This window comes from Sphingomonas sp. GW821-FHT09B04 (assembly GCF_059418285.1).
Map to the genome: position 1 here is coordinate 967047 of NZ_JBWKPO010000001.1, position 20294 is coordinate 987340.

20 protein-coding genes are annotated in these 20294 nt (G+C 65.9%); 11 read left to right on the forward strand and 9 right to left on the reverse strand.

Annotated features, from left to right (window positions below; genetic code table 11):
* Window position 1 precedes the first annotated feature (1 nt).
* Both AC07NK_RS04750 and AC07NK_RS04755 read right to left on the reverse strand, forming a co-directional pair.
* Window positions 2-952, reverse strand: a complete 951-nt coding sequence (locus AC07NK_RS04750) for an isopenicillin N synthase family dioxygenase (RefSeq protein ID WP_495169404.1) — start codon at window positions 950-952, stop codon at window positions 2-4.
* Between the two features lie 133 nt (window positions 953-1085).
* Window positions 1086-1589 carry a hypothetical protein gene (locus AC07NK_RS04755; RefSeq protein ID WP_495169405.1) on the reverse strand — a complete coding sequence of 168 codons (504 nt, stop codon included), beginning with the start codon at window positions 1587-1589 and terminating at the stop codon, window positions 1086-1088.
* A 104-nt stretch (window positions 1590-1693) separates the two neighbouring features.
* On the opposite strand from AC07NK_RS04755, the gene AC07NK_RS04760 reads away from it, so the two are divergent.
* The 5 genes from AC07NK_RS04760 (at window position 1694) to AC07NK_RS04780 (ending at window position 4848) form a co-directional block, all read left to right on the forward strand.
* A complete protein-coding gene (locus AC07NK_RS04760; protein ID WP_495169406.1) occupies window positions 1694-2935 on the forward strand; it encodes a multidrug effflux MFS transporter in 1242 nt (413 codons plus the stop codon).
* 78 nt (window positions 2936-3013) lie between these two features.
* A complete protein-coding gene (locus tag AC07NK_RS04765) occupies window positions 3014-3274 on the forward strand; it encodes a DNA primase (RefSeq protein WP_495169407.1) in 261 nt (86 codons plus the stop codon).
* A 68-nt stretch (window positions 3275-3342) separates the two neighbouring features.
* The gene (locus tag AC07NK_RS04770; RefSeq protein ID WP_495169408.1) at window positions 3343-3936 is read left to right on the forward strand and encodes a YdeI/OmpD-associated family protein; all 594 of its coding nucleotides are present in this window, start codon (window positions 3343-3345) and stop codon (window positions 3934-3936) included.
* A 62-nt stretch (window positions 3937-3998) separates the two neighbouring features.
* A complete protein-coding gene (locus tag AC07NK_RS04775) occupies window positions 3999-4412 on the forward strand; it encodes an ExbD/TolR family protein (protein ID WP_495169409.1) in 414 nt (137 codons plus the stop codon).
* 40 nt (window positions 4413-4452) lie between these two features.
* On the forward strand, window positions 4453-4848 hold the full coding sequence (locus tag AC07NK_RS04780) for an acyl-CoA thioesterase (protein ID WP_495169410.1): 396 nt from the start codon (window positions 4453-4455) through the stop codon (window positions 4846-4848).
* 496 nt (window positions 4849-5344) lie between these two features.
* On the opposite strand, the gene ppc is transcribed toward AC07NK_RS04780, so the two are convergent.
* From ppc to AC07NK_RS04795, 3 genes are all read right to left on the reverse strand, one after another.
* Entirely contained in the window at window positions 5345-8020 is a 2676-nt protein-coding gene (gene ppc, locus AC07NK_RS04785; protein WP_495169411.1) for a phosphoenolpyruvate carboxylase, read from the reverse strand.
* 71 nt (window positions 8021-8091) lie between these two features.
* Complete coding sequence (locus tag AC07NK_RS04790; protein WP_495169412.1) at window positions 8092-9768, reverse strand: MFS transporter; 1677 nt, start codon at window positions 9766-9768, stop codon at window positions 8092-8094.
* A 98-nt stretch (window positions 9769-9866) separates the two neighbouring features.
* Entirely contained in the window at window positions 9867-10238 is a 372-nt protein-coding gene (locus AC07NK_RS04795; protein WP_495169413.1) for a septal ring lytic transglycosylase RlpA family protein, read from the reverse strand.
* 155 nt (window positions 10239-10393) lie between these two features.
* Between AC07NK_RS04795 and AC07NK_RS04800 the strand changes: the two genes are divergently transcribed.
* Window positions 10394-11539: an acyltransferase family protein gene (locus AC07NK_RS04800; protein WP_495169414.1), complete on the forward strand. Its 1146-nt coding sequence runs from the start codon at window positions 10394-10396 to the stop codon at window positions 11537-11539.
* On the opposite strand, the gene gyrB is transcribed toward AC07NK_RS04800, so the two are convergent.
* Window positions 11540-14059, reverse strand: coding sequence for a DNA topoisomerase (ATP-hydrolyzing) subunit B (gyrB, locus tag AC07NK_RS04805; protein ID WP_495169415.1), 2520 nt, complete (start codon window positions 14057-14059; stop codon window positions 11540-11542).
* 140 nt (window positions 14060-14199) lie between these two features.
* Here gyrB and AC07NK_RS04810 point away from each other — a divergent pair, with 140 nt between their 5' ends.
* Window positions 14200-14340 carry a hypothetical protein gene (locus AC07NK_RS04810; protein WP_495169416.1) on the forward strand — a complete coding sequence of 47 codons (141 nt, stop codon included), beginning with the start codon at window positions 14200-14202 and terminating at the stop codon, window positions 14338-14340.
* Window positions 14340-14480, forward strand: coding sequence for a hypothetical protein (locus tag AC07NK_RS04815; RefSeq protein ID WP_495169417.1), 141 nt, complete (start codon window positions 14340-14342; stop codon window positions 14478-14480). Before AC07NK_RS04810 ends, AC07NK_RS04815 begins: the two co-directional genes overlap by 1 nt.
* Here the strand turns inward: AC07NK_RS04815 and AC07NK_RS04820 are convergent.
* Genes AC07NK_RS04820 through AC07NK_RS04830 form a run of 3 tightly spaced genes read right to left on the reverse strand, consistent with a single transcriptional unit; the run spans window position 14477 to window position 17009 of the window.
* On the reverse strand, window positions 14477-15511 hold the full coding sequence (locus AC07NK_RS04820; RefSeq protein WP_495169418.1) for a DUF5700 domain-containing putative Zn-dependent protease: 1035 nt from the start codon (window positions 15509-15511) through the stop codon (window positions 14477-14479). The two genes, AC07NK_RS04815 and AC07NK_RS04820, sit on opposite strands and share 4 nt — an antisense overlap.
* Before the next feature lie 45 nt (window positions 15512-15556).
* A complete protein-coding gene (recF, locus tag AC07NK_RS04825; protein WP_495169419.1) occupies window positions 15557-16618 on the reverse strand; it encodes a DNA replication/repair protein RecF in 1062 nt (353 codons plus the stop codon).
* A gap of 37 nt (window positions 16619-16655) precedes the next feature.
* The gene (locus tag AC07NK_RS04830) at window positions 16656-17009 is read right to left on the reverse strand and encodes a VOC family protein (RefSeq protein ID WP_495169420.1); all 354 of its coding nucleotides are present in this window, start codon (window positions 17007-17009) and stop codon (window positions 16656-16658) included.
* Between the two features lie 84 nt (window positions 17010-17093).
* Here AC07NK_RS04830 and thrS point away from each other — a divergent pair, with 84 nt between their 5' ends.
* The 3 genes from thrS to AC07NK_RS04845 are packed head-to-tail and all read left to right on the forward strand — an operon-like array spanning window position 17094 to window position 20226.
* Window positions 17094-19136: a threonine--tRNA ligase gene (thrS, locus tag AC07NK_RS04835; protein WP_495169421.1), complete on the forward strand. Its 2043-nt coding sequence runs from the start codon at window positions 17094-17096 to the stop codon at window positions 19134-19136.
* Window positions 19133-19576 carry an acetyltransferase gene (locus AC07NK_RS04840; protein ID WP_495169422.1) on the forward strand — a complete coding sequence of 148 codons (444 nt, stop codon included), beginning with the start codon at window positions 19133-19135 and terminating at the stop codon, window positions 19574-19576. The genes thrS and AC07NK_RS04840 overlap by 4 nt, the downstream gene beginning before the upstream one ends.
* On the forward strand, window positions 19573-20226 hold the full coding sequence (locus AC07NK_RS04845) for a helix-turn-helix domain-containing protein (protein ID WP_495169423.1): 654 nt from the start codon (window positions 19573-19575) through the stop codon (window positions 20224-20226). The genes AC07NK_RS04840 and AC07NK_RS04845 overlap by 4 nt, the downstream gene beginning before the upstream one ends.
* Window positions 20227-20294: the final 68 nt, after the last annotated feature.

Sequence of the window (20294 nt, forward strand, 5' to 3'; positions counted from 1 at the left end):
ATTATTTCTTTGTGAGGCCGATCTCGCGCAGCCGCTCGCCAAGATAGTCGTGCGCGGTGATTGGCGGCTCGCGCTCCGGGTTCGCCGCGCTCACGCATTGCGGCAGCGCCTTGATCAGGAAATCGGGCGCGGGGTGAAGGAAGAAGGGCATCGAATAGCGCGGCGTGCCGCGGCGCTCGACCGGCGGGTTGACTACGCGGTGGGTGGTCGAGGGCAGGACATGGTTGGTCAGCCGCTGGAGCATGTCGCCGACATTGACCACCATCGCGCCTTCGGGCGGCTTGACCGGCAGCCACTGACCGTCCCTGTCGAGCAGCTCGAGTCCGGCTTCCTCGGCGCCGAGCAGCAGCGTGATGAGGTTGATGTCCTCATGGGCGCCGGCACGCACATTGGGCGCATCCTCGGTCACCGGCGGATAATGGAGCAGGCGCAGCACCGAATTGCCGTCCTTCACCGCATGGTCGAACCAGTCGGGCTTGAGGCTCAGGTGGCGGGCGATCGCCGAGAGCAATTTGTCGCCCGCGGTGTCGAACGCCGCGAACAGCTCGAGAAAGGTGTCGCGAAATCCCTCAGGCTGGTCGGGCCAGATGTTGGGCGACATGTTTTCTTCGAAGCGATGCCCGGCGGGTAGCTCGCGGCCGATATGCCAGAACTCCTTGAGGTCGACATACTCCGCGCCTTTGGCGATCTCGGTCTTGAACGGGGTGTAGCCGCGCGCGCCGCCGCCGCCCGCGACGAAATAGCCGCGCTTCTCGTCCTCGGGCAGCTCGAAGAACGTCTTGGTCGCCGCCCAGGCACGGTCGATCAGCGCTTGCGGCACGCCATGATCGGACACCATCGCAAAGCCGAACCGCTCGAACGAACCGCCCAGCGCGGCGGCGAAACCGTCAGGGTCGCCAGCCTGATCGGCCAGGCTGACCAGCGGGACTTCGGCGAGAATTGTATCGGGCATTCAAGGTAACTCCGGAAACGATTCTCCCGGAAATAGACCTTCGTGGCGTCCACGAACAGAGGCGGGAGAGGCGCAGTGCCGTGCACCCCTCCCGCAGACCAATCGCCTACGCAGCGACGGACTTTCCGAAACCCTATTTGCCAAGAACGGTGAGCGTGCCGTGGCTCTTGCTATCTCCTGCCGGGTCGACCTTGAGCGTGAAATCGCTACCTTCGCTGGTCTTGCCGCTGAACTGCCCGTCCTTCGCCGCGACGGTGAAGCCGGCGGTCTGCATCTGCTCTTCGAACCAGCTGCGGACCTGGCTCGCGGCAGCGGGTGCCTCGAACTGGACCCGCACCGTATCCTCGCCGCCCGCGTCGCGATTGGCGTCGACATTGAGGTTGGCGATCGTCGATCCGGGGTAGAGCTTCAGTCCGTCGACATCGAAATTCTCTGCCTTCAGGTCGAATTTGGGCAGCTTGATCGATCCTTCGAAGCCGGGGACCTTGACCGCGACGCGACCGTCCTTGTCGGCCTTGATCGATGCGTTACCCTCGCCGCTATTGACCGAGATGCTCGCGCCATTGCCATCGCCCGTACCGTCGCCGCACGCCGCGAGCGCCAGCATCAGGGGCAGAACAAGCCAGTTCCGGGTCATGCGTAAAACTCCGCCGTATTAGTTAAACAACACACTATGCCCTCGCGCAAAAAAGATCAAGCCGCGGGGTGACGTGTCCGAAGCGATGCGGCATTGGGCGCGGCATGGACGCGCAGACTCCGCATCAACCCGGCGAAGCGGCGAACCGGTCGCCCATCCCGATGGGCGAGTTCGTCGCGCTGATCGCATCGATCATGGCGCTGACCGCGCTTGGCATCGATTCGATGCTGCCTGCGCTGCCCGCGATCAGCGACGAGCTGGGTGTGACAGAGCCCAACCATCGCCAGTACGTCATCACGGCCTTCATGCTCGGCTTTGCGGTGGCCCAGCTCTTCCACGGGCCGCTTTCCGACCGCTTCGGACGCAAGCCGGTGATCGCGATCGCGCTTGCCTTCTATGTCGTGACCAACGCGGTCGCGGCATTCTCCGGCAGTTTCGAGTTGTTGCTGCTCGCCCGCGCCGCGAGCGGCGCAGCGGTGGCCGCCGGGCGTGTCGTGACGATCGCGTTGGTACGCGACTGTTTCCAGGGGCGGGCGATGGCGCGGGTGATGAGCCTTGCCTTCATGACCTTCATGGTCGTCCCCGTGCTCGCGCCTGCCTGGGGCCAGCTGATGGTGATCATCTTCGGCGACTGGCGGCTGATCTTCGGCGGCATCGCGATCATCGCTGCGCTGGTGCTGATCTGGTTCACCCTGCGCATGCCCGAGACGCTGGCGCGCGATGCCGTGCAACCGCTCGATCTGCGCGCGATCTGGCGGGGTTACCGCACCATGTTCCGCGATCGCTGGGCCGTCGGCTACACCCTTGCCACCACCGCGATCTCGGGCTGTTTCTTCTCGTTCATCGGGTCGATCCAGCAGATCGTCTATGATGTGTTCAAACGGCCCGAATTGCTGACATTGGTGTTCGCATCGGTGGCCGGGCTGATGGCGCTCGGGTCGTTCCTCAACTCGCGGCTGGTCATGCGGTTCGGGATGCGCTTCCTGTCGCATTTCGCGCTGGTGGCGACGACGGCGCTCGCGGTGATCCACCTGATCGTGATCCTGCTGGGTGGCGAGAATTTGTGGGTGTTCGTCGCGCTGCAGGCGCCGATGATGGCCGCGATGGGGCTCGCCAACTCCAATTTCTCGGCAATGGCGATGGAGAATATGGGCGAGATCGCGGGCACCGCGTCGAGCCTTCAGGGCTTCATCGCGACGATGGGCGCGGCAGTGCTCGGGGCGCTGATCGGTCAGGCGTTCGATGGCACGACCATACCGCTCTATCTCGGCTTCACCGTGCTCGGTTTCACAGCGCTCGCCATCGTCTTCGTCACCGAGCGCGGCAAGCTGTTCCGCCGCACCTGAAGCGCGTCGCGGCGGCGTTACGGAACCGCACGCTCCCTCCCGCCGTTCCTGTCTTCAGGAGAAGGAAGGAGGGCTGCGATGGGCGGTCATCAGGTTCCCGGGCGCGGACCCGGCGACGACGGCTATGACGAGGACGGCTATGACGAGAGCCAGCGCGCGGAGATTCTCGAAGCGACGCGCAATGGCCCGACCGACGGGCTGATCCAGACCGACCTCGACCCCGATCTGGGCGAGGAGATCGACGCGGATGAAGACGATCCGCTCGAGATGATCGCCGATGACGCCGAGGGGGATGTGGCGGAGTTCGATGCCGCCGACGAGGATGATCCCGACGCGTAGCGATCGCCCATGCGTGCGTTGACTGTCGCGTGTTTCGCGCAGAGCATCGTCCGCGAAGGGAGCGTGACATGGCGACCGATCCGCGAGTCGACAGCTATATCGACCGGCAGGCCGATTTCGCCCGTCCGATCCTGAGCTGGCTGCGCGCCCGGATCCACGCCGCTTGCCCCGATGTCGCGGAAGACATCAAATGGGGAATGCCCGCATTCACCTATCAGGGTCGCCCACTGGCCGGCATGGCTGGGTTCAAGGCGCATGCCAGCTTCGGTTTCTGGTATCGCGATCAGCTCGCCACGGGAAAGGAAGGGGAGGCGATGGGTCAGTTCGGCCGCATCGCATCACTCGCCGACCTGCCTGACGATGCGGCGATGGAGGCACAGGTGCGCGAGGCGATGGCACTGACCGATTCGGGCGCGATTCCGAAACGGGCGAGCAAGCCGGCCAAGCCTGAAGCTGAAGTCCCCGAAGTCTTGGCGGAAGCTCTGGCACGCGACCCAACCGCCGCTGCCAATTTCGATGCCTTCGCGCCCAGTTGCCGCCGCGAATATTGCGAATGGATCGGTGAGGCCAAGCGCGAGGCGACCCGCGACAAAAGGCTGGCCGAGGCGATGGGCTGGATCCGCGAGGGCAAGAAGCGGAACTGGAAATATGAAAGCTGCTGAAGGGGCTTGCATCCAATAAAGATCATGGCATGATATATCATCTCTTATCAAGGAGGTGATATATGCGACGTTCCATTGCTCCCACCCGATCCGCGGACGAGCCGATCTCCGCGCTCAACACCACCCCGCTGATCGATGTGTTGCTGGTGCTGCTGATCATGCTGATCGTTACCATCCCGTCCGCCATGCACAAATTGCCGGTCGATCTGCCGCAGGGGCGTTCGCAACCGACGCCGGAGCTGCCGCACCGGCTGGATATCGCCGCGAACGGCGCCCTTGCCTGGGACGGGCGGGCGATCACCGATGCCGAGCTTCCCGCATTGCTCGCCTCGACCGTTGCGACAAGCGGTGTGCTGCAGTTCAAGGCCGACGATGCCGCGCGTTACGAGCGCTTCGCCACGGTGCTGACTCAGGTCAAACGCTCGGGCGTCACCCGGTTGGGTTTTGTCGGCAATGAGTCGATGCGGTTCGACTGATCTTTCCCGCGCGCCACGGGTGCCGTAAACGTCAACGCCTATGGCGCGTTTCACACAGACCATCACTGCCGGGCCGGACGACATCGACGAGCTCGGCCATGTCAACAATGCGGTCTGGGTCCGCTGGATCCAGGATGTCGCGGTCGCGCACTGGAACGCGGTCGCTCCGCCCGAGCATCGTGACGCCTATATCTGGGTCGTGACCCGGCACGAGATCGACTATCGCGGCAACGTGTCGGAGGGCGAGACTGTCACCGGCGAGACCTGGGTGCCCGAACCGCCGCGCGGCGCCCGCTTCGACCGCCACATGCGCTTCACCGGTGCCGACGGCAAGGTGAAGGTCGAGGCGGTCTCGACCTGGGCGATGCTCGACCGCGCCACCGGCCGGCTGGTGCGCGTGCGCGACGAGATCGCCGCGCCGTTTCTGGAGGGGTGAGTGGGGGAGACGTGCGGGGCCGCTTTTGACTCTATTGCGAAACCTCGCGGTCAAGATAGGCTCGACCTATGCGGGCCGTTCTCACTATTTTTGCTCTCGTGGCGTTTGCCAGCGTGCCCGCTGCGGCACCCGGCACATATGATCAGACCATAAGGCGGCTCGCGCCCGCGGAATTGGCAGCGTGTTATTCAGCCGGGGGCGTACCCACGATGGTAAGCTTTCTCATCGAGGGCTGCCGGCGACCGTATCGCGACGCTGGCAAATCATGCGCGGACGATAGAGAGTGTGAAGGGGAATGCATTTACCCTGCCAAGGGAAGCCCCCCGCCGCCTCATAATACATCCGGTCTATCAGGTGTGTGTGAACCGTCGACGGGGACCTTGAGTTGCCGCGCGCTAATTCGCGATGGAGTCCTGCACCAAGAGCCATGCGCCTAATCGACATCCCGTCGATTACGTTTCCTATCCGCTGAAAGCCGATGACCGCGCTGTGCGGCTCACCCCGAATTGCGCAGCGCGGTCGCGATCGCGTTGATCGACAGCAGGATGCCCTGTTCGATCTTGGGATCGGTCTCGCCCGCGCGGTGGCGCTTGAGCAGTTCGACCTGAAGCAGGTTGAGCGGCTCGATATAGGGCAGGCGCAGCTTGATCGAGGTTTCGAGCGCCGGGTGCTTCTCGAGCAGCCGCGTCTGGCGCGTCACTTCGAGCAGCTGGTCGTGCGTCGCCTGCCAGCCGTCGCGGATGCGCCCGAAGATCGCATCGCCTGAGCTCCGATCCTCGACCAGCTCGGCATAGCGTGCGGCGATGCCCATGTCGGACTTGGCCAGCACCATTTCCATATTTGCCAGCGCCGATGCGAACAGCGGCCAGCCCGCCGCCATCTCGCGCAGCAGCCCGCGATCCTTGAACTGCGACAGCGCCGCGCCGACGCCGTACCAGCCCGGCAGCATCACGCGCGCCTGCGCCCAGCTGAACACCCAGGGGATCGCGCGCAGATCCTCGATCGCGTCGCTCTTCTTGCGGCTCGCCGGGCGGCTGCCGATCTTGAGGCCGGCGATCTCGGCGATCGGAGTCATCTGGCGGAAGAAGGTCGTGAAACCCTCGGTGCCATAGACCAGATCGCGATAGGTCTTGAACGCCGTGCCCGACAATTCCTCCATCGCCGCCTCGAACCGCGCGGCGTCCGCGGTGCTGAGCTGCTGCGGCTCGAGGCTGGCGAGCAACGTCGCCGATGCCATCGCCTCGAGATTGGTCTGCGCGCTCTCGCGCGTGCCGTATTTGGCGGCGATCACTTCGCCCTGTTCGGTGATGCGGATGCGCCCCTGCACCGTGCCCGCGGGCTGCGCCTGAATCGCCTGGAACGACGATCCGCCGCCGCGCCCGACCGCGCCGCCGCGGCCATGGAACAGCTGCATGCCGATCCCGGCTTCCTCGAACACCGGCTTCAATGCGGTCGAGCCCTTGGACAGGCCCCAGGTCGAGGTGAGGTAGCCGCCGTCCTTGTTCGAATCCGAATAGCCGATCATCACTTCCTGATGCCCGCGTTCGCCGGCGATCGCCGCGACCTCGGGCAGCGCGAACCAGGCGCGCATGATGTCCGGCCCGGCATCGAGATCGGCGATCGTCTCGAACAGCGGTACCGCCATGATGTGTGCCTGCGGTTCCTCGCCCGGGATGTAGAGCCCGGCTTCCTTGAGCAGCACATGGACTTCGAGCAGGTCGGAGACCGATTGCGCCATCGACACGATATACTGGCGGATCGCGGCGCGACCGTAGCGCTGGTGCGCCTCGGCGGCGGCCTGAACGATCGCCAGCTCCGACGCGGTCTCGTCCGAATAGCTGGCGAAGCGGCTGGTCAGCGGGCGCGGCGACGCCAGCTCGCGGCGCAGCAGTTCGACCCGCGCCGCCTCGTCCAGCGTGACATAGTCGGCTTCGACCCCGGCAACCTTGAGCAGTTCTGCGATCACCCGCTCGTGCACCGCGCTGTTCTGGCGCATGTCGAGCGTGGCGAGGTGAAAGCCGAAGATATCGACCGATCGGATCAGTCGCCCGAGCGCGCCGCTCGACGCCAGCGTCTCGGCGCCCTGCGCGGCGAGGCCGTGCGCGACGGTGGAAAGGTCGGCGCGGAAGGCGGCGGGATCGGGATAGCGTTCGCCGGTTAGCGCGCCGGGACGCGGCGGCGCCTTGCCGGTGAGGTCGCGATAGGTGGCGGCGAGGCGGGCATAGATGCCCGACAATGCGCGGCGATAGGGCTCGTCGGCACGGCTTGCGGCGGCGTCGCCGCTGGCATCGGCGAGCGCAGCGACCTCCGCATCGATATCGGCATGATGGCTCGAGATCGACAGCTCGGCGCCCAGCGCATGGACCGCGTCGAGATAGTGGCTCAGCACCGTCTCGGCCGAGCGCGACAAGGTCAGGCGCAGCGAATCGGCGGTGACGAAGGGGTTGCCGTCGCGGTCGCCGCCGATCCAGTTGCCGGGGCGCAGGAAGGCGGGCACGCGGCTGCCCAGCGCGCGGTCCCAGCGCGCGTGGAGCGCGGGCAGGACCGGCAGGAACACATCGCGCATATAGGACAAAGCCGTCTCGACCTCGTCGGCGACATAGAGGCGCTCAGGGCGCAGGACGCGGGTCTGCCACAGCAGCGCGATCTGCCGCACCACCGCCTCGTCGACCAGATCGCCATCGGCCGTTTCGGCGATACCGCGGTCCTTGAGCGCCATCAGCTCGGCGATGCGGTTGCGATGGTCGATCATCGACTTGCGCCGCACCTCGGTCGGGTGCGCGGTCAGCACCGGCGCGACCAGCGCGTGATCGAGCAGCTCGGCGATCCTGGCGGTATCGACGCCATGCTCCTTGAGCCTGGCGATGGCGTGCTCGACATCCGCACCGGTTTCGGCGGCCACGCCCTGCCGGTCCTCGGCGAGGTTCGCGAGCATCGAGAACAGCATGAAGCTGCGCACGAAATCGAGCGTGTCGTCGAGGCTCAGGCTGTCGAGGCCGGGATCGATGCTGTCCGCGCCCGCGATTCCGCGGTGCCGGTCGACCGATGCCGACCGGATATATTCGATCCGCCGGAACAGTTTCTCCCCGCCATAGGCGCGGATCACGTCGCCAAGGACGCGGCCCAGATAGCGGATGTCAGGATTGTTCGTGATCGGTGGAGCGCTGGCCATGCGCGCGTGCTGCACTGCGGCATGGCCAGCGTCAACCAGATCGTTACTTTAGCAACGACAAGGGTGAACGATTATGTCGCATGATCGTCGATCCGGCGGCGGAAAGTCTCGGGCAGGAATAGCAGCCCGATGATCAGCGTCAGCACCGCGACGGTGATCGGGTACCACAGGCCGTAATAGATATCGCCGGTCGCTGCGACCATCGCGAAGGCGATTGTCGGCAGGAACCCGCCGAACCAGCCATTGCCGATATGATAGGGCAGCGACATCGCAGTGTAGCGAATACGGCTTGGAAAGATCTCGACCAGCAGCGCCGCGATCGGACCATAGACTGCCGTCACCAGCAGTACGAGCCAGAAGAGCAGCGCGACGATCAGCGGCTTGTTCATCGCCGCCGGATCGGCCTTGGCGGGGTAGCCGGCATCGGCCAGCGCCGCCTTCAGCTCCGCTTGATAAGCGGCGATCGCGGTGGCGCGTTCGGCCGGGGCGATTCCCGCGGGGTCGGGGGCGGGGAACTCGGTGTCGCCGATCTTCACCGTCGTGAATTTGAGCGTCGGCGCACCGGGCGGGAGTGTCGCGGGTACGTTCTTGTACGGGATGCCCGACTTGGCGAGATAGGCCTTGGCGATGTCGCAGCCCGACTGGTCGAACTTGTTGCCGCCGATCGGATCGAACTGGACCGAACAGATATCGTTGCTCGACGCGATCGTCACCGGCGCCTTCGCCTGCGCCGCCGCCAGCGCCGGGTTGGCGGCGTGGGTCAGTGCGTAGAAGGTCGGGAAATAGGTGATCGCGGCCAACGCGCAGCCGGTGAGGATGATCTTCTTGCGCCCGATCTTGTCGGAGAGTGCACCGAAAATGACGAAGAACGGCGTCGCCAGCGCCAGCGCGATTGCGATCAGGATGTTGGCGGTCGCGCCATCGACCTTGAGCGTCTTCTCGAGGAAGAACAGCGCGTAGAATTGCCCGGTATACCAGACCACCGCCTGGCCCGCGACCGCGCCCATCAGCACGATCAGCACCACGCGCAGGCTGCGCCATTGGCCGAACGCCTCGGTAAACGGCGCCTTGGACGTGGTGCCTTCCTCCTTCATCTTCTGGAACACCGGGCTCTCGGCGAGCTGGAGCCGGATCCACAGCGACACGGCGAGCAGCAGGATCGAGACGAGGAAGGGCAGGCGCCAGCCCCAGTCGGCGAACGCAGCTTCGCCGATCGCCGTGCGGATGCCGATCACCACCAGCAGCGCGGCGAACAGGCCAAGCGTCGCGGTGGTCTGGATCCAGCTGGTGAACAGGCCGCGTTTCCCCTCGGGCGCATGCTCGGCGACATAGGTCGCCGCGCCGCCATATTCGCCGCCGAGCGCGAGCCCCTGGACGAGCCGCAACAGCACCAGGATTACCGGTGCGGCAATGCCGATGCTGGCATAGCTCGGCAGCACGCCGACCGCGAAGGTGGAGAGGCCCATCAAGCCCATGGTGACGAGGAAGGTGTATTTGCGTCCGACGACATCACCCAGCCGCCCGAACACCAGCGCCCCAAACGGCCTTACGGCAAAGCCCGCGGCGAAGGCGCCGAGCGCGAGGATGAACGCGGTAGTCTCGTTCACGCCCGAGAAGAATTTGGCGGAGATGACGGTGGCGAGCAGCCCGTAGAGGTAGAAATCATACCATTCGAACACGGTGCCGAGCGATGAGGCGATGATCACCTTGCGCTCGTTCCGGCCCGCAACCGCTGGCTGCGCCGTCATCCTCGTCTCCCTGATTTGTCTTTGGGCGGATGGTGGCGGGATTTGCCGGACACGTCGAGGGCCGAAATGACGCTACGACACGGCCAATGCGGTACGGCTCAGTCGTCGAGTTGGGTGAGGCTGACCCTGGCGGTCCCGCTGCGGTGCATCCCGATCTCGCGCGCGGCGGCGTGGGACAGGTCGATCACACGTCCACCGCTGAACGGCCCGCGGTCGTTGATCCGCACGACGACGCTCTTGCCGGTGGCAAGGCTGGTGACGCGAATGCGGCTGCCGAACGGGGCGGTGCGGTGTGCGGCGGTCAGCGTGTCGGGATCGCAGCGCTCGCCATTGGCGGTGCGGTTGCCCGCCATCTCGCGGCTGAAATAGCTCGCCATGCCGCTACCCAGATCGCTGCCGGCATCGTCCTCTTGCGCCGCGGCCGGAACCGCCAAGGCAAGCGCGATCGCGCCGATGAAAAGACCCCGCATTCCCATGTCCCCTTTTGCGGGCACGGGTGAAACAGCCAAGTGTGCCGGGCGGCAATCCTTTCAGCGCCGCATTGCCCGGAATCCGCGACCATCTGCGTCCATTTCGCCAAATCGCTTGTGCGAGGGGCAGCGGTGATTACAGCGTATGTCCAACCATGGGGGTTGAGACGAAGACGGGTGCCGCGACCGGCGGCGAGGGTGGCGCGCAGCAGGGCAGCGCGGTCTATTCCTATATGGATGCGGCCCGGTCCCTGCTGGCGGCGACCGTCGTCTTCGCGCATGCTTGGCATCTCGTCATCGCCGATTATGAGGGGCAGGCTCCGATCTGGGCCCGGATCGGCTATTTCGTTGCCGGCTTCTCGCACGCCGCCGTCATCCTCTTCTTTGTCCTGTCCGGCTACTGGATCGCGCGATCCGTCGAGCAGCGACTCGAGCAGGGCTGGACCTGGCGCAGCTACCTTTCCGGCCGGCTGTCGCGCATCTGGATCGTGCTGATCCCCGCACTGCTGATCGGCGGCACGCTGGATATCATCGGAACGTTCTGGCTGCAGACGCCGACTCACCTCGGCCTCACCAACACCTATGTCCTGCGCACCGATGTCGCGGCGAACCTCGCCTGGCCGGTGTGGATCGGAAACCTGTTCTTCCTTCAGGATACGCTGGTGCATCCGCTGGGCACCAATGGGCCGCTGTGGAGCCTCGCCTGGGAATGGTGGTTCTACCTCTGGTATCCGGCGCTGATTCTGCTCTGGAAGACGCGCCGGCCGGCGCCGGTGCTGCTCACCATGGCGGTCTTCTTCTGGTATCCGGCGATGCTGCTCGGCTTCCTGTGCTGGCTGCTCGGCGTGCTGGTGCGGGTGATCGAGCGGAAGGGGATCGCGCAGGCTCTGCTGAATCGCCGCTCGACACTGGCCGTTACCGCTGCCGTCGGTCTGGCAGTTCTCGCCTGGGCGCGCCTTGCGCCGGTGCTCGGCTGGGAGTTCCCGGTCGCCGTCGCGTTCGCCGCATTCCTCGCCGCGCTGCTGGCCGTGCGCCCGCGTTTTCCGGACCTGCTTGAACCGCTGGCCAATTTCGGCCGGCGCGCGAGCTTCTCGCTCTACGTCACCCATTTCCCGGTGATCGCGATGATCGCCGGGATCGAGGTCGGCGCCGCGCGGGTGCCGCCCAGCCTGACGTCGCTCCTCTTCGTCGGCCTCGCCTTCATGGCGGCGGTGTTCTTCGCCTATGGCTTCTCGATGGTCACCGAAGCCAATACCGGGCGCCTGCGCCAATGGCTCAAGGCGCGCCGCGCCTCGACGTGATCACACGTCGAGGTTGGCGACGCTCAGCGCGTTCTCCTGAATGAACTCGCGCCGCGGCTCGACCACATCGCCCATCAGACGCGTGAAAATCTCGTCCGCAACATCTGCCTGATCGACCTCGACCACCAGCATCGACCGGTTCTGCGGGTCGAGCGTGGTTTCCCACAGCTGGTCGGCGTTCATCTCGCCCAGTCCCTTGTAGCGCTGAATCGACAGGCCCTTGCGGCCCGAAGCGAGGATCGCGTCGAGCAGTTCACTCGGCCGGGCGACAAGGGTCTCGCCCTTGGCCGCGACCACGGGTTCTTCGTCCTCGGTCGCGGGCGCGGTTTCCTCCGTCTGTGCGGCCTTGACCGACACCAGCTTCGACACCGTCACATAGCTATCGGCCTGTTCGGCGGCGAGCGTATGGAGCTTGCGCCCTTCCGCCGAAGTCAGGAACGCCGCCTCGATGATGTGGTGATCGGTCACGCCGCGCCACAGCCGCTCGAAATGGAAGCCGCCGTCTTCGGTGACGCGTGCCGACCAGCGCGCATCCTCATCGGTCAGGTCGAGCCGCTTGGTCACCGCCGCCAGCCGCTCACCGCGCTGCTCGCGTGAGGCTTCGGGGTCGAGCGTACGGCCCAGCGCCAGCGCCTCGATGATCGAGGGATCGTACCGGCGCGGGACGTAGCGCATCAGCGTCTTCATACGGCGGGCATGTTCGACCAGCTTGGCGAGATCCTCGCCGAAGCGCGGCCCCTCATTGGTCTCCAGGCGGTTGCCGCTGACGCCTCCCTCGACGAGGTAATCGTCGAGCGCGGCATCGTCCTTGAGATACACTTCCGACCGCCCCTTGCTCGCCTTGTAGAGCGGCGGCTGGGCGATGTAGAGATGCCCCGCCTCGATGATCTCGGGCATCTGGCGGTAGAAGAAGGTGAGCAGCAGCGTGCGGATGTGCGCGCCGTCCACGTCGGCGTCCGTCATGATGACGATCTTGTGGTAGCGCAGCTTCTCAAGGTTGAAGTCATCGCGGCCGATGCCGGTGCCCATCGCCTGAATCAGCGTGCCGATTTCTCTCGATCCCAGCATCCGGTCGAAACGCGCGCGTTCTACGTTGAGAATCTTGCCGCGCAGCGGAAGGATCGCCTGGAAATGGCGGTCGCGGCCCTGTTTGGCCGACCCGCCTGCCGAGTCACCCTCGACCAGGAACAGTTCGGACTTGGCCGGATCGCGCTCCTGGCAGTCGGCGAGCTTGCCGGGCAGCGACGCGATGTCCATCACGCCCTTGCGCCGGGTCAGCTCGCGCGCCTTCTTGGCGGCCTCGCGCGCGGCGGCGGCGTCGATCACCTTCTGGATGATCGCGCGAGCCAGCGCCGGATTTTCCTCGAGCCAGTCGGACATCTTGTCGGCCATCAGCGCTTCGAGCGGCTGACGGACTTCCGAGCTGACCAGCTTGTCCTTGGTCTGTGACGAGAATTTAGGGTCAGGCAGCTTGACCGAGACGATCGCGGTCAGCCCCTCGCGCATGTCGTCGCCGGTGAGCGTCACCTTCTCCTTTTTGAGGAGGCCCGACTTGTCGGCGTAATTGTTGATCGTACGCGTCAGCGCTGCGCGGAACGCCGCAAGGTGCGTGCCGCCGTCGCGCTGCGGGATGTTGTTGGTGAAGCAGAGGACGTTCTCGTAATAAGAATCGTTCCACTCCAGCGCGACGTCGATCGTCACATCGTCGCGCGTGCCACTGATTGCGATCGGATCGGGGAACAGTGGGGTCTTGTTGCGGTCGAGATACTTCACGAAGGCGGCGATACCGCCCTCGTAATAGAGCTCGACTTCCTTGACTTCCTCATGCCGCGCGTCGCGCAGGAACAGGCGAACGCCCGAATTGAGGAACGCCAGCTCGCGATAGCGATGCTCGAGCTTCTCGAAATCATATTCGGTGATCTTGAAGGTCGCGGGCGAGGCCAGGAAGGTCACGCGCGTGCCCTTCTTGGGGTTCCCGTCGTCATCGACCGCCTTGCCGATGACCTTGAGCGGTGCCACCGCGTCGCCGAACGCGAAGCGCATGTAATGCTCCTCGCCGTCGCGCCAGATGTTGAGGTCGAGCCACTCCGACAGCGCATTGACCACCGACACGCCCACGCCGTGCAGGCCGCCCGACACCTTGTAAGCATTGTCGTCGCTGGTGTTCTCGAACTTACCGCCCGCGTGGAGCTGGGTCATGATGACCTCGGCCGCCGACACGCCTTCTTCGGCATGGATTCCGGTCGGGATGCCGCGGCCATTGTCCTCGACCGAGACCGAGCCGTCCGGATTCAGCTGGATGATGATCTTGTCGCAATGCCCGGCCAGCGCCTCGTCGATCGCATTGTCCGACACCTCGAACACCATGTGGTGCAGGCCCGAGCCGTCATCGGTGTCGCCGATATACATGCCGGGCCGTTTGCGCACGGCGTCGAGGCCCTTCAGGACCTTGATGCTGTCGGCACCGTAGCTGTTGGTGTTGGGTGTGTTTTCGGGGGTGTTCTGATCGTTCGATTCCATGCCGAGCATATAGGGTCGCGAGTCACGAAACGGAAGCAAAATGGGTCACCGCGTGCGGCTCCCGCGCTTATGAAACCTTAATGGCGGCCGGGCGGGTTCGCGGTGGCAAATTTACGGGCCTTTGCGCCATTTGATCGGGCATGGAACGTCATCGATATCCTCGCACCCGATGGGAAGCTGTCACCGACCGGCTCGGTGCCTGCAAGCCGCTCGAGCTGATCCTTGGCATGGTCAGCGGGATCACCTTGGTCGCCGCGCTCCACGCATATTGGAGCGCATGATGATGGATGCGCTGCTGGTCTTCGCCGTCACGATCGCCTTCATGATCTTCGCGATCGGCTATACCGGCCGGATGGCGTTGCTGGAGCGTCGTGGCAAGCTGGCGCATCGCGGCGCGATGCGGCGCGGACGCAACCGCTAGCGCGGCGTCAGTCCGGCAAGGCTCGCGGCAAGCGCGGCGTCCCAGCGCGGCAGGCGGGCTCTCCCACGTTTCTCCTGTACCGCCGCCGCCTCATTATAGGTCGCGAGCAGGGCCGCCGGGCGGCAAAAGGCGTCGATCGCCCGCGCGCGGCCGAGATTGACTTCGATAGTCTGCGCCATACGCCAGCCGACAGTATACCAGGGTCCCTGCGTACCGAAATAGCCGCGCATCTTCGCGGCGATCGTGGTGTCGTCGCCGGCGGTTCCGGCGAGGATCGATCGGAACCATGCGTCTTGTTCGGCCAGCTCCGCCGCGAAATTGGCGGTATTGCGATCCCATTCGGCGCGCTCGGCCGTATCGCTGACGGCGTGGGGGTGGATCGTCGGACCACCCGCGGCGGCGAGCATCGCCAGCCCCTCGCCATAGGCGCTGAGCCAGCCGATCAGCGATGCGCGCCCAGGCTCGGCGCCCCGCGTCTTCGCACCGCAGGCGGCGCCCATGCCGATATGATGCAGCTCATGCGCGAGCGTGTTGGCCGCCTTTTCGGGGCGCCCCGAGGGGGTGACCATCAGGAAAATCGCCGGATCGCCACCCAGGTCGAAGACGAACTCATTGGGTTTCGGCTTCACCATCGGAAAGATGGTCGCGCGCAGCATGGTTCCGGGCGGAAGATAGGCCAGCGCCCGCGCCGCTGCGTCGCCGCTCGGGTCGGTCCGCCAGCGATCGAGCGCCTCGCGAAGCGGCGCGGCGCGCGCGACCGTTTCGGGCGCGGACAGGAATGTGCGGAAGTCAGCATCGGTGAAGTCGCGCTTCATTGCCGCTTCGCGTTCCTTGAGGCGCCGATATCCCCGGCTCGCGAACAGCGCCTGCCATTTCGCTTCGTCCGGCGTTCGACCGGCGGCCAGTGTCTCAATCAGCGCGACGGCCGCGTGTGCCTCGCCCATGTCGAGCGATACCTGAACTTGCGCCGGTCCGCTGGCGGCTGGTGCGGCGAGTAGCGCTATCGCCAGCCATAGGGAAGCGGGCTTCATCATCCGCCGATGATAGCGATTACATCCGTAATCGTAAAGCAACGGTCAGGCCGGGGCGATCGCTCCGTCGCATACCGTGTAGCGCTTAGCGTCACCGATCCCTTCGAACAATTCCGCCTCGGTCCCGGTCATCCAGACCTGTCCGCGCCCCGCCAGTCGCTCGAACAGCGCAACCCGGCGGCTCGGGTCGAGATGCGCGGCGACCTCATCGAGCAGCAGGATTGGCGTGCGGCCGGTGCGGTCGGCGACCAGTTCGCCATGAGCAAGAACGATGCCGAGCAGCAGCGCCTTCTGCTCGCCGGTCGAACAGAGCTGTGCCGGCTGGCCCTTGCCCAGATGCGTAACCGACAGGTCCTGCCGGTGCGGTCCCGCCAGTGTGCGCCCTGCGGCGGCATCACGTGCGCGGCCCGAGCGTAACGCCTGAACCAGATCGTCGGCCGGTTCTCCCTCCAGTACCAGCCCTGCGCGTGCGAACGGTCCCTCGGGCTGATCGATCAGCCGCACCGCCAGCGCGTCGACCGTCGTGCGCCGCGCACCGTCGATCGCTGCGCCATGTTCGGCCATCCGCGCCTCCAGCGCCGTCAGCCAATCGGGGTCCGCCGGTTCGTCAGCGGCGAGCAGCCGGTTGCGCTCGCGCATCGCCGCTTCGTAGCGCGCGGTATGATGGGCGTGCCCCGGCGCCAGCGCCAATGTCAGCCGGTCGAGAAAGCGCCGCCGCTCGCTCGCCGGTTCGACGAACAGCCGGTCCATCGCCGGGGTCAGCCACAGCACGGTCAGCCACTCGGCAAGGCTGGTCGCCGCGGCGGCCGCGCCGTTGACGCGTACCAATCGTCGTTCCGGGGCAGTGGCTTGCGTTCCGGTGCCGATCTCGACCGCTTCGGCCAGGGTCGTCGCCACGCCGAACCCGCCGCTGCCGCCCTGCCGTGCGATCTCAGGCAGCGGTGCGCGGCGCAGGCCACGGCCGGGCGCGAGCAGTGACACTGCTTCCAGCACATTGGTCTTGCCCGCGCCATTGTCGCCGGTCAGTACCACGAACCCTGCGCCGGGCGTCAGGGCTGCAGCCGCATGGTTGCGGAAATCGGTGAGGACAAGGCGGGCAAGGGCCATCCGACCGCCTCTAGCGATGCGATGGCGGATGCGGAAGCTAGTCGGCGATACGCCCGACCCGTACCAGGACCCCGTCGGGATCGCTCACCGCGAACTCATATGTTCCCCATGGCTTGAGGTGCGGTGCGCCCGGCTCGATGATCGCGTCGCGCACGCGGCCCGCCACCGCATCGACATCGTCGACATAGAGATACAGGCCGAACGGATTATACGGCGCCTGCAACTTCGACATGTCCTCGGCGCGCAGGTGCAAATGCCAGCCCTTGCCGTCGGTGAGGATGCGATAATCGCCCCAGTCGCTCTCCAGCGTGAAGCCGAGCAGCGTGTAGAACGCTACGCTTGCGTCGAGATCGTTGCACGGCAGGATCGCGGTGACGCGGTGATCGCCCATGGTCTCGTCTGCCTTCTTGCCTATATCGCTGTCGCGCGGGCATAAGCCGCGCTCCGAATACCTCCTAACAGAAAGCAAGATACCGTGTCCGAGATGTTCCGCATTACGCTGCCCGACGGTTCCGTCCGCGAGGTAGCACCGGGGACTACCCCGGCGGATATCGCCGCGGCGATCGGTCCGGGTCTTGCGAAGGCGGCGATCGCCGCGCGCGTCGACGGCGAACTGCGCGATATCGGGCGGGCGCTGGAGGGGGACTCCAACCTCGCGCTGGTGACGGCGAAGGACGAGGCCGATGCGCTCGAACTCGCGCGCCACGATTTCGCGCACATCCTTGCCGAAGCGGTGCAGGCGCTATTCCCCGGCACGCAGATCACCTTCGGCCCGGCGACCGACGACGGCTTCTACTATGACGTGCTGGCTCCCGCTTCGCGCGATCCCTTCTCGATGGACGATCTGCCCGCGATCGAGGAGAAGATGCGCGAGATCATCCGCGCCGACAAACCGCTCCGCCGCGAAGCGTGGAGCCGCCAGGCGCTGATCGACCGCTGGACCGCAGAGGGCGAGAGCTTCAAGGCCGAATGGGCCAGGGAATTACCCGAGGGCGAGGAACTGACGGTCTATTGGTCCGGAAGCGACTGGCTCGATATGTGCCGCGGCCCGCACCTCGCTTCGACCGGCAAGCTCGACCCGCAGGCGTTCAAGCTGATGCGCGTCGCCGGTGCATACTGGCGCGGCGACCAGAAGAATGCGCAGCTGACGCGCATCTACGGCACCGGCTGGCTCAACAAGAAGCAGCTCGACGCGCACCTCCACAAGCTCGAGGAAGCGGCCAAGCGCGACCACCGCAAGCTCGGGCAGGAGATGGACCTGTTCCACCTCCAGCAGGAGGCGCACGGATCGGTCTTCTGGCACCCCAAGGGCTATATGATCTGGCGCGAGCTTGAGGCCTATATGCGCCGCGCGATCGACGGCGCGGGTTATCGTGAGGTCAAGACGCCGCAGGTGATGGACGCGCGCCAGTGGGAAGCGTCGGGCCATTGGGGCAAGTATCGTGAGAACATGTTTGTCATCCCGGACGAGGTGCCGAACGTCGACGACGAGGGCCCGATCGTCTCGAACGACGCCGATTGGATGGCGCTGAAGCCGATGAACTGCCCGGCGCACATCCTGATCTTCAAGCAGGGGATCAAGTCGTACCGCGACCTGCCGATGCGCCTCTATGAGAATGGCTGCTGTCACCGCAACGAGCCGCACGGCGCGCTCCACGGCCTGATGCGCGTGCGCCAGTTCACCCAGGACGACGCGCACATCTTCTGCCGTGAAGACCAGATCGTCGACGAGGTGCAGGACTTCTGCCGTCTTGCCGACCGCGTCTATCGCGATTTCGGCTTTAAATACTCTATCAAGCTCGCGCTGCGCCCGGAGAAGCGCTTCGGCACCGAGGAGATGTGGGATCAGGCCGAGGCCGAGCTGCGCGATGCGGTCGAAAAGGCCGGGCTCGCAACCGCGGAGTATGGCTGGGAGGAACTGCCGGGCGAGGGCGCCTTCTATGCGCCCAAGCTCGAATGGCACCTCACCGATGCGATCGGCCGGACGTGGCAGGTCGGCACGATCCAGTCGGACCGCGTGCTGCCCGAGCGTCTCGACGCCACCTATATCGGCGAGGATGGCGAGCGCCATCGCCCGGTGATGCTCCACCGCGCGATCTTCGGCTCGTACGAGCGTTTCATCGGCATCCTGATCGAGCATTTCGCCGGTCGTTTGCCGGCATGGCTTGCGCCGACTCAGGCGGTGGTCGCGACGATCGTGTCCGACGCCGACGATTATGCGAAGGAGGCGGTCGCCCGGCTCAAGGCCGCAGGCATCCGCGCCGACAGTGACCTGCGCAACGAGAAGATCAACTACAAGGTGCGCGAGCACAGCCTTGCCAAGGTCCCGCATCTGCTGGTGGTCGGCAAGCGCGAGGCGGAGGAAGGCACCGTCGCCATCCGCACGCTGGGCGTTGAGGGTCAGCGCGTGATCCCGCTCGATGAGGCGATCGCATGGCTGCTGGGCGAGACGACTCCGCCCGATCGCTCGATCGTCTGGCTCACCGACGAGACGGCGGACCCGGATCTGCTGGGATGATTCGCGCCGGAACCCCTGCGGACGTGCCGCGCGCGCTGGAAATCTGGCGTGCCGCGGTCGATGCGACGCACGGCTTCCTCAGCGCCGAAGACCGCTCTGCGATCGACCATTTGGTAGCGGAGCAGTTCCTTCCCAATGTGCCGCTATGGCTCTCGGTCGACGGTGCGGACCGGCCGCAGGGCTTTCTCGTCATGGACGGCGAGATGATCGACGCGCTGTTCGTCGATCCGGCGGTACACGGGCGCGGGATCGGCACCGCTCTGGTCGATCATGCGCTGTCGCTCGTGCCCAACGCGCTGGTCGATGCCAGCGAGCAGGCGAGCAACGCCGCACCCTTCTATGAATCCCGCGGCTTCGTCCGCACCGGCCGCTCCGAAACCGATCCGCACGGGCGGCCCTATCCGGTGATCCATTTTCGCCATCCCGGCCGCGCGGCGTGAAAGGCTGGACGCGCCATGCTCCCGGAGAGGCGCTGGCGCGGCACCGGCATGATTCGGGCTATGTCGCGGTCGTTCTCGACGGCGGCTATCTCGAAGCGGGCGAGGGCGGGCGTATCCGTGCCGAAGCGGGCATGGCGCTGATCCATCACGGCTGGTCCGCGCATCAGGACGGCTTCGGTGCGACGGGCGCGCGCGTCCTCAACCTGCCGCTGCCCGCAGGTCTCGCCGAAGGCGCGGTGCGGCTCGCCGATCCCGATGCGGTCGCGCGGCTGGCTGAACGCGATCCTCAGGCCGCCGCCGAGCTGGTGCGCGAAACCGCGACGCCGACGGTCCCGGGGGCGAACGACTGGCCCGATCTGCTCGCCGCCGCGCTCGGCCGCGATCCGGCGTTGTCCATCACCGGCTGGGCCGATCAAGCGGGACTCGACCCTGCCTCGGTCAGTCGCGGTTTCCTGCGCGCCTATGGCGTGAGCCCGAAGCGCTTCCGGCTCGAACTGCGGACCCGCACCGCCGTGCGCGCGCTGTCCGGCTGGCACGGCTCACTGGCCGCGCTGGCGGCCGATCACGGCTTTGCCGATCAGGCGCATTTCGCGCGGGCCGCACTGGCGCTGACCGGGTTCACGCCTTCGCAGCTGCGGATGCCGGGTTAGGTTCACCGATTCACTTTTACATCCGTCATTCCCGCGCAGGCGGGAATCCATTCCGGCTGACCAATCGG

Coding starts and splice junctions, on each gene's coding strand:
- AC07NK_RS04750 (WP_495169404.1), bottom strand. CDS start 952: ATGCCCGATACAATTCTCGCCGAAGTCCCGCTGGTCAGCCTGGCCGAT.
- AC07NK_RS04755 (WP_495169405.1), bottom strand. CDS start 1,589: ATGACCCGGAACTGGCTTGTTCTGCCCCTGATGCTGGCGCTCGCGGCG.
- AC07NK_RS04760 (WP_495169406.1), top strand. CDS start 1,694: ATGGACGCGCAGACTCCGCATCAACCCGGCGAAGCGGCGAACCGGTCG.
- AC07NK_RS04765 (WP_495169407.1), top strand. CDS start 3,014: ATGGGCGGTCATCAGGTTCCCGGGCGCGGACCCGGCGACGACGGCTAT.
- AC07NK_RS04770 (WP_495169408.1), top strand. CDS start 3,343: ATGGCGACCGATCCGCGAGTCGACAGCTATATCGACCGGCAGGCCGAT.
- AC07NK_RS04775 (WP_495169409.1), top strand. CDS start 3,999: ATGCGACGTTCCATTGCTCCCACCCGATCCGCGGACGAGCCGATCTCC.
- AC07NK_RS04780 (WP_495169410.1), top strand. CDS start 4,453: ATGGCGCGTTTCACACAGACCATCACTGCCGGGCCGGACGACATCGAC.
- ppc (WP_495169411.1), bottom strand. CDS start 8,020: ATGGCCAGCGCTCCACCGATCACGAACAATCCTGACATCCGCTATCTG.
- AC07NK_RS04790 (WP_495169412.1), bottom strand. CDS start 9,768: ATGACGGCGCAGCCAGCGGTTGCGGGCCGGAACGAGCGCAAGGTGATC.
- AC07NK_RS04795 (WP_495169413.1), bottom strand. CDS start 10,238: ATGCGGGGTCTTTTCATCGGCGCGATCGCGCTTGCCTTGGCGGTTCCG.
- AC07NK_RS04800 (WP_495169414.1), top strand. CDS start 10,394: ATGGGGGTTGAGACGAAGACGGGTGCCGCGACCGGCGGCGAGGGTGGC.
- gyrB (WP_495169415.1), bottom strand. CDS start 14,059: ATGGAATCGAACGATCAGAACACCCCCGAAAACACACCCAACACCAAC.
- AC07NK_RS04810 (WP_495169416.1), top strand. CDS start 14,200: ATGGAACGTCATCGATATCCTCGCACCCGATGGGAAGCTGTCACCGAC.
- AC07NK_RS04815 (WP_495169417.1), top strand. CDS start 14,340: ATGATGGATGCGCTGCTGGTCTTCGCCGTCACGATCGCCTTCATGATC.
- AC07NK_RS04820 (WP_495169418.1), bottom strand. CDS start 15,511: ATGAAGCCCGCTTCCCTATGGCTGGCGATAGCGCTACTCGCCGCACCA.
- recF (WP_495169419.1), bottom strand. CDS start 16,618: ATGGCCCTTGCCCGCCTTGTCCTCACCGATTTCCGCAACCATGCGGCT.
- AC07NK_RS04830 (WP_495169420.1), bottom strand. CDS start 17,009: ATGGGCGATCACCGCGTCACCGCGATCCTGCCGTGCAACGATCTCGAC.
- AC07NK_RS04840 (WP_495169422.1), top strand. CDS start 19,133: ATGATTCGCGCCGGAACCCCTGCGGACGTGCCGCGCGCGCTGGAAATC.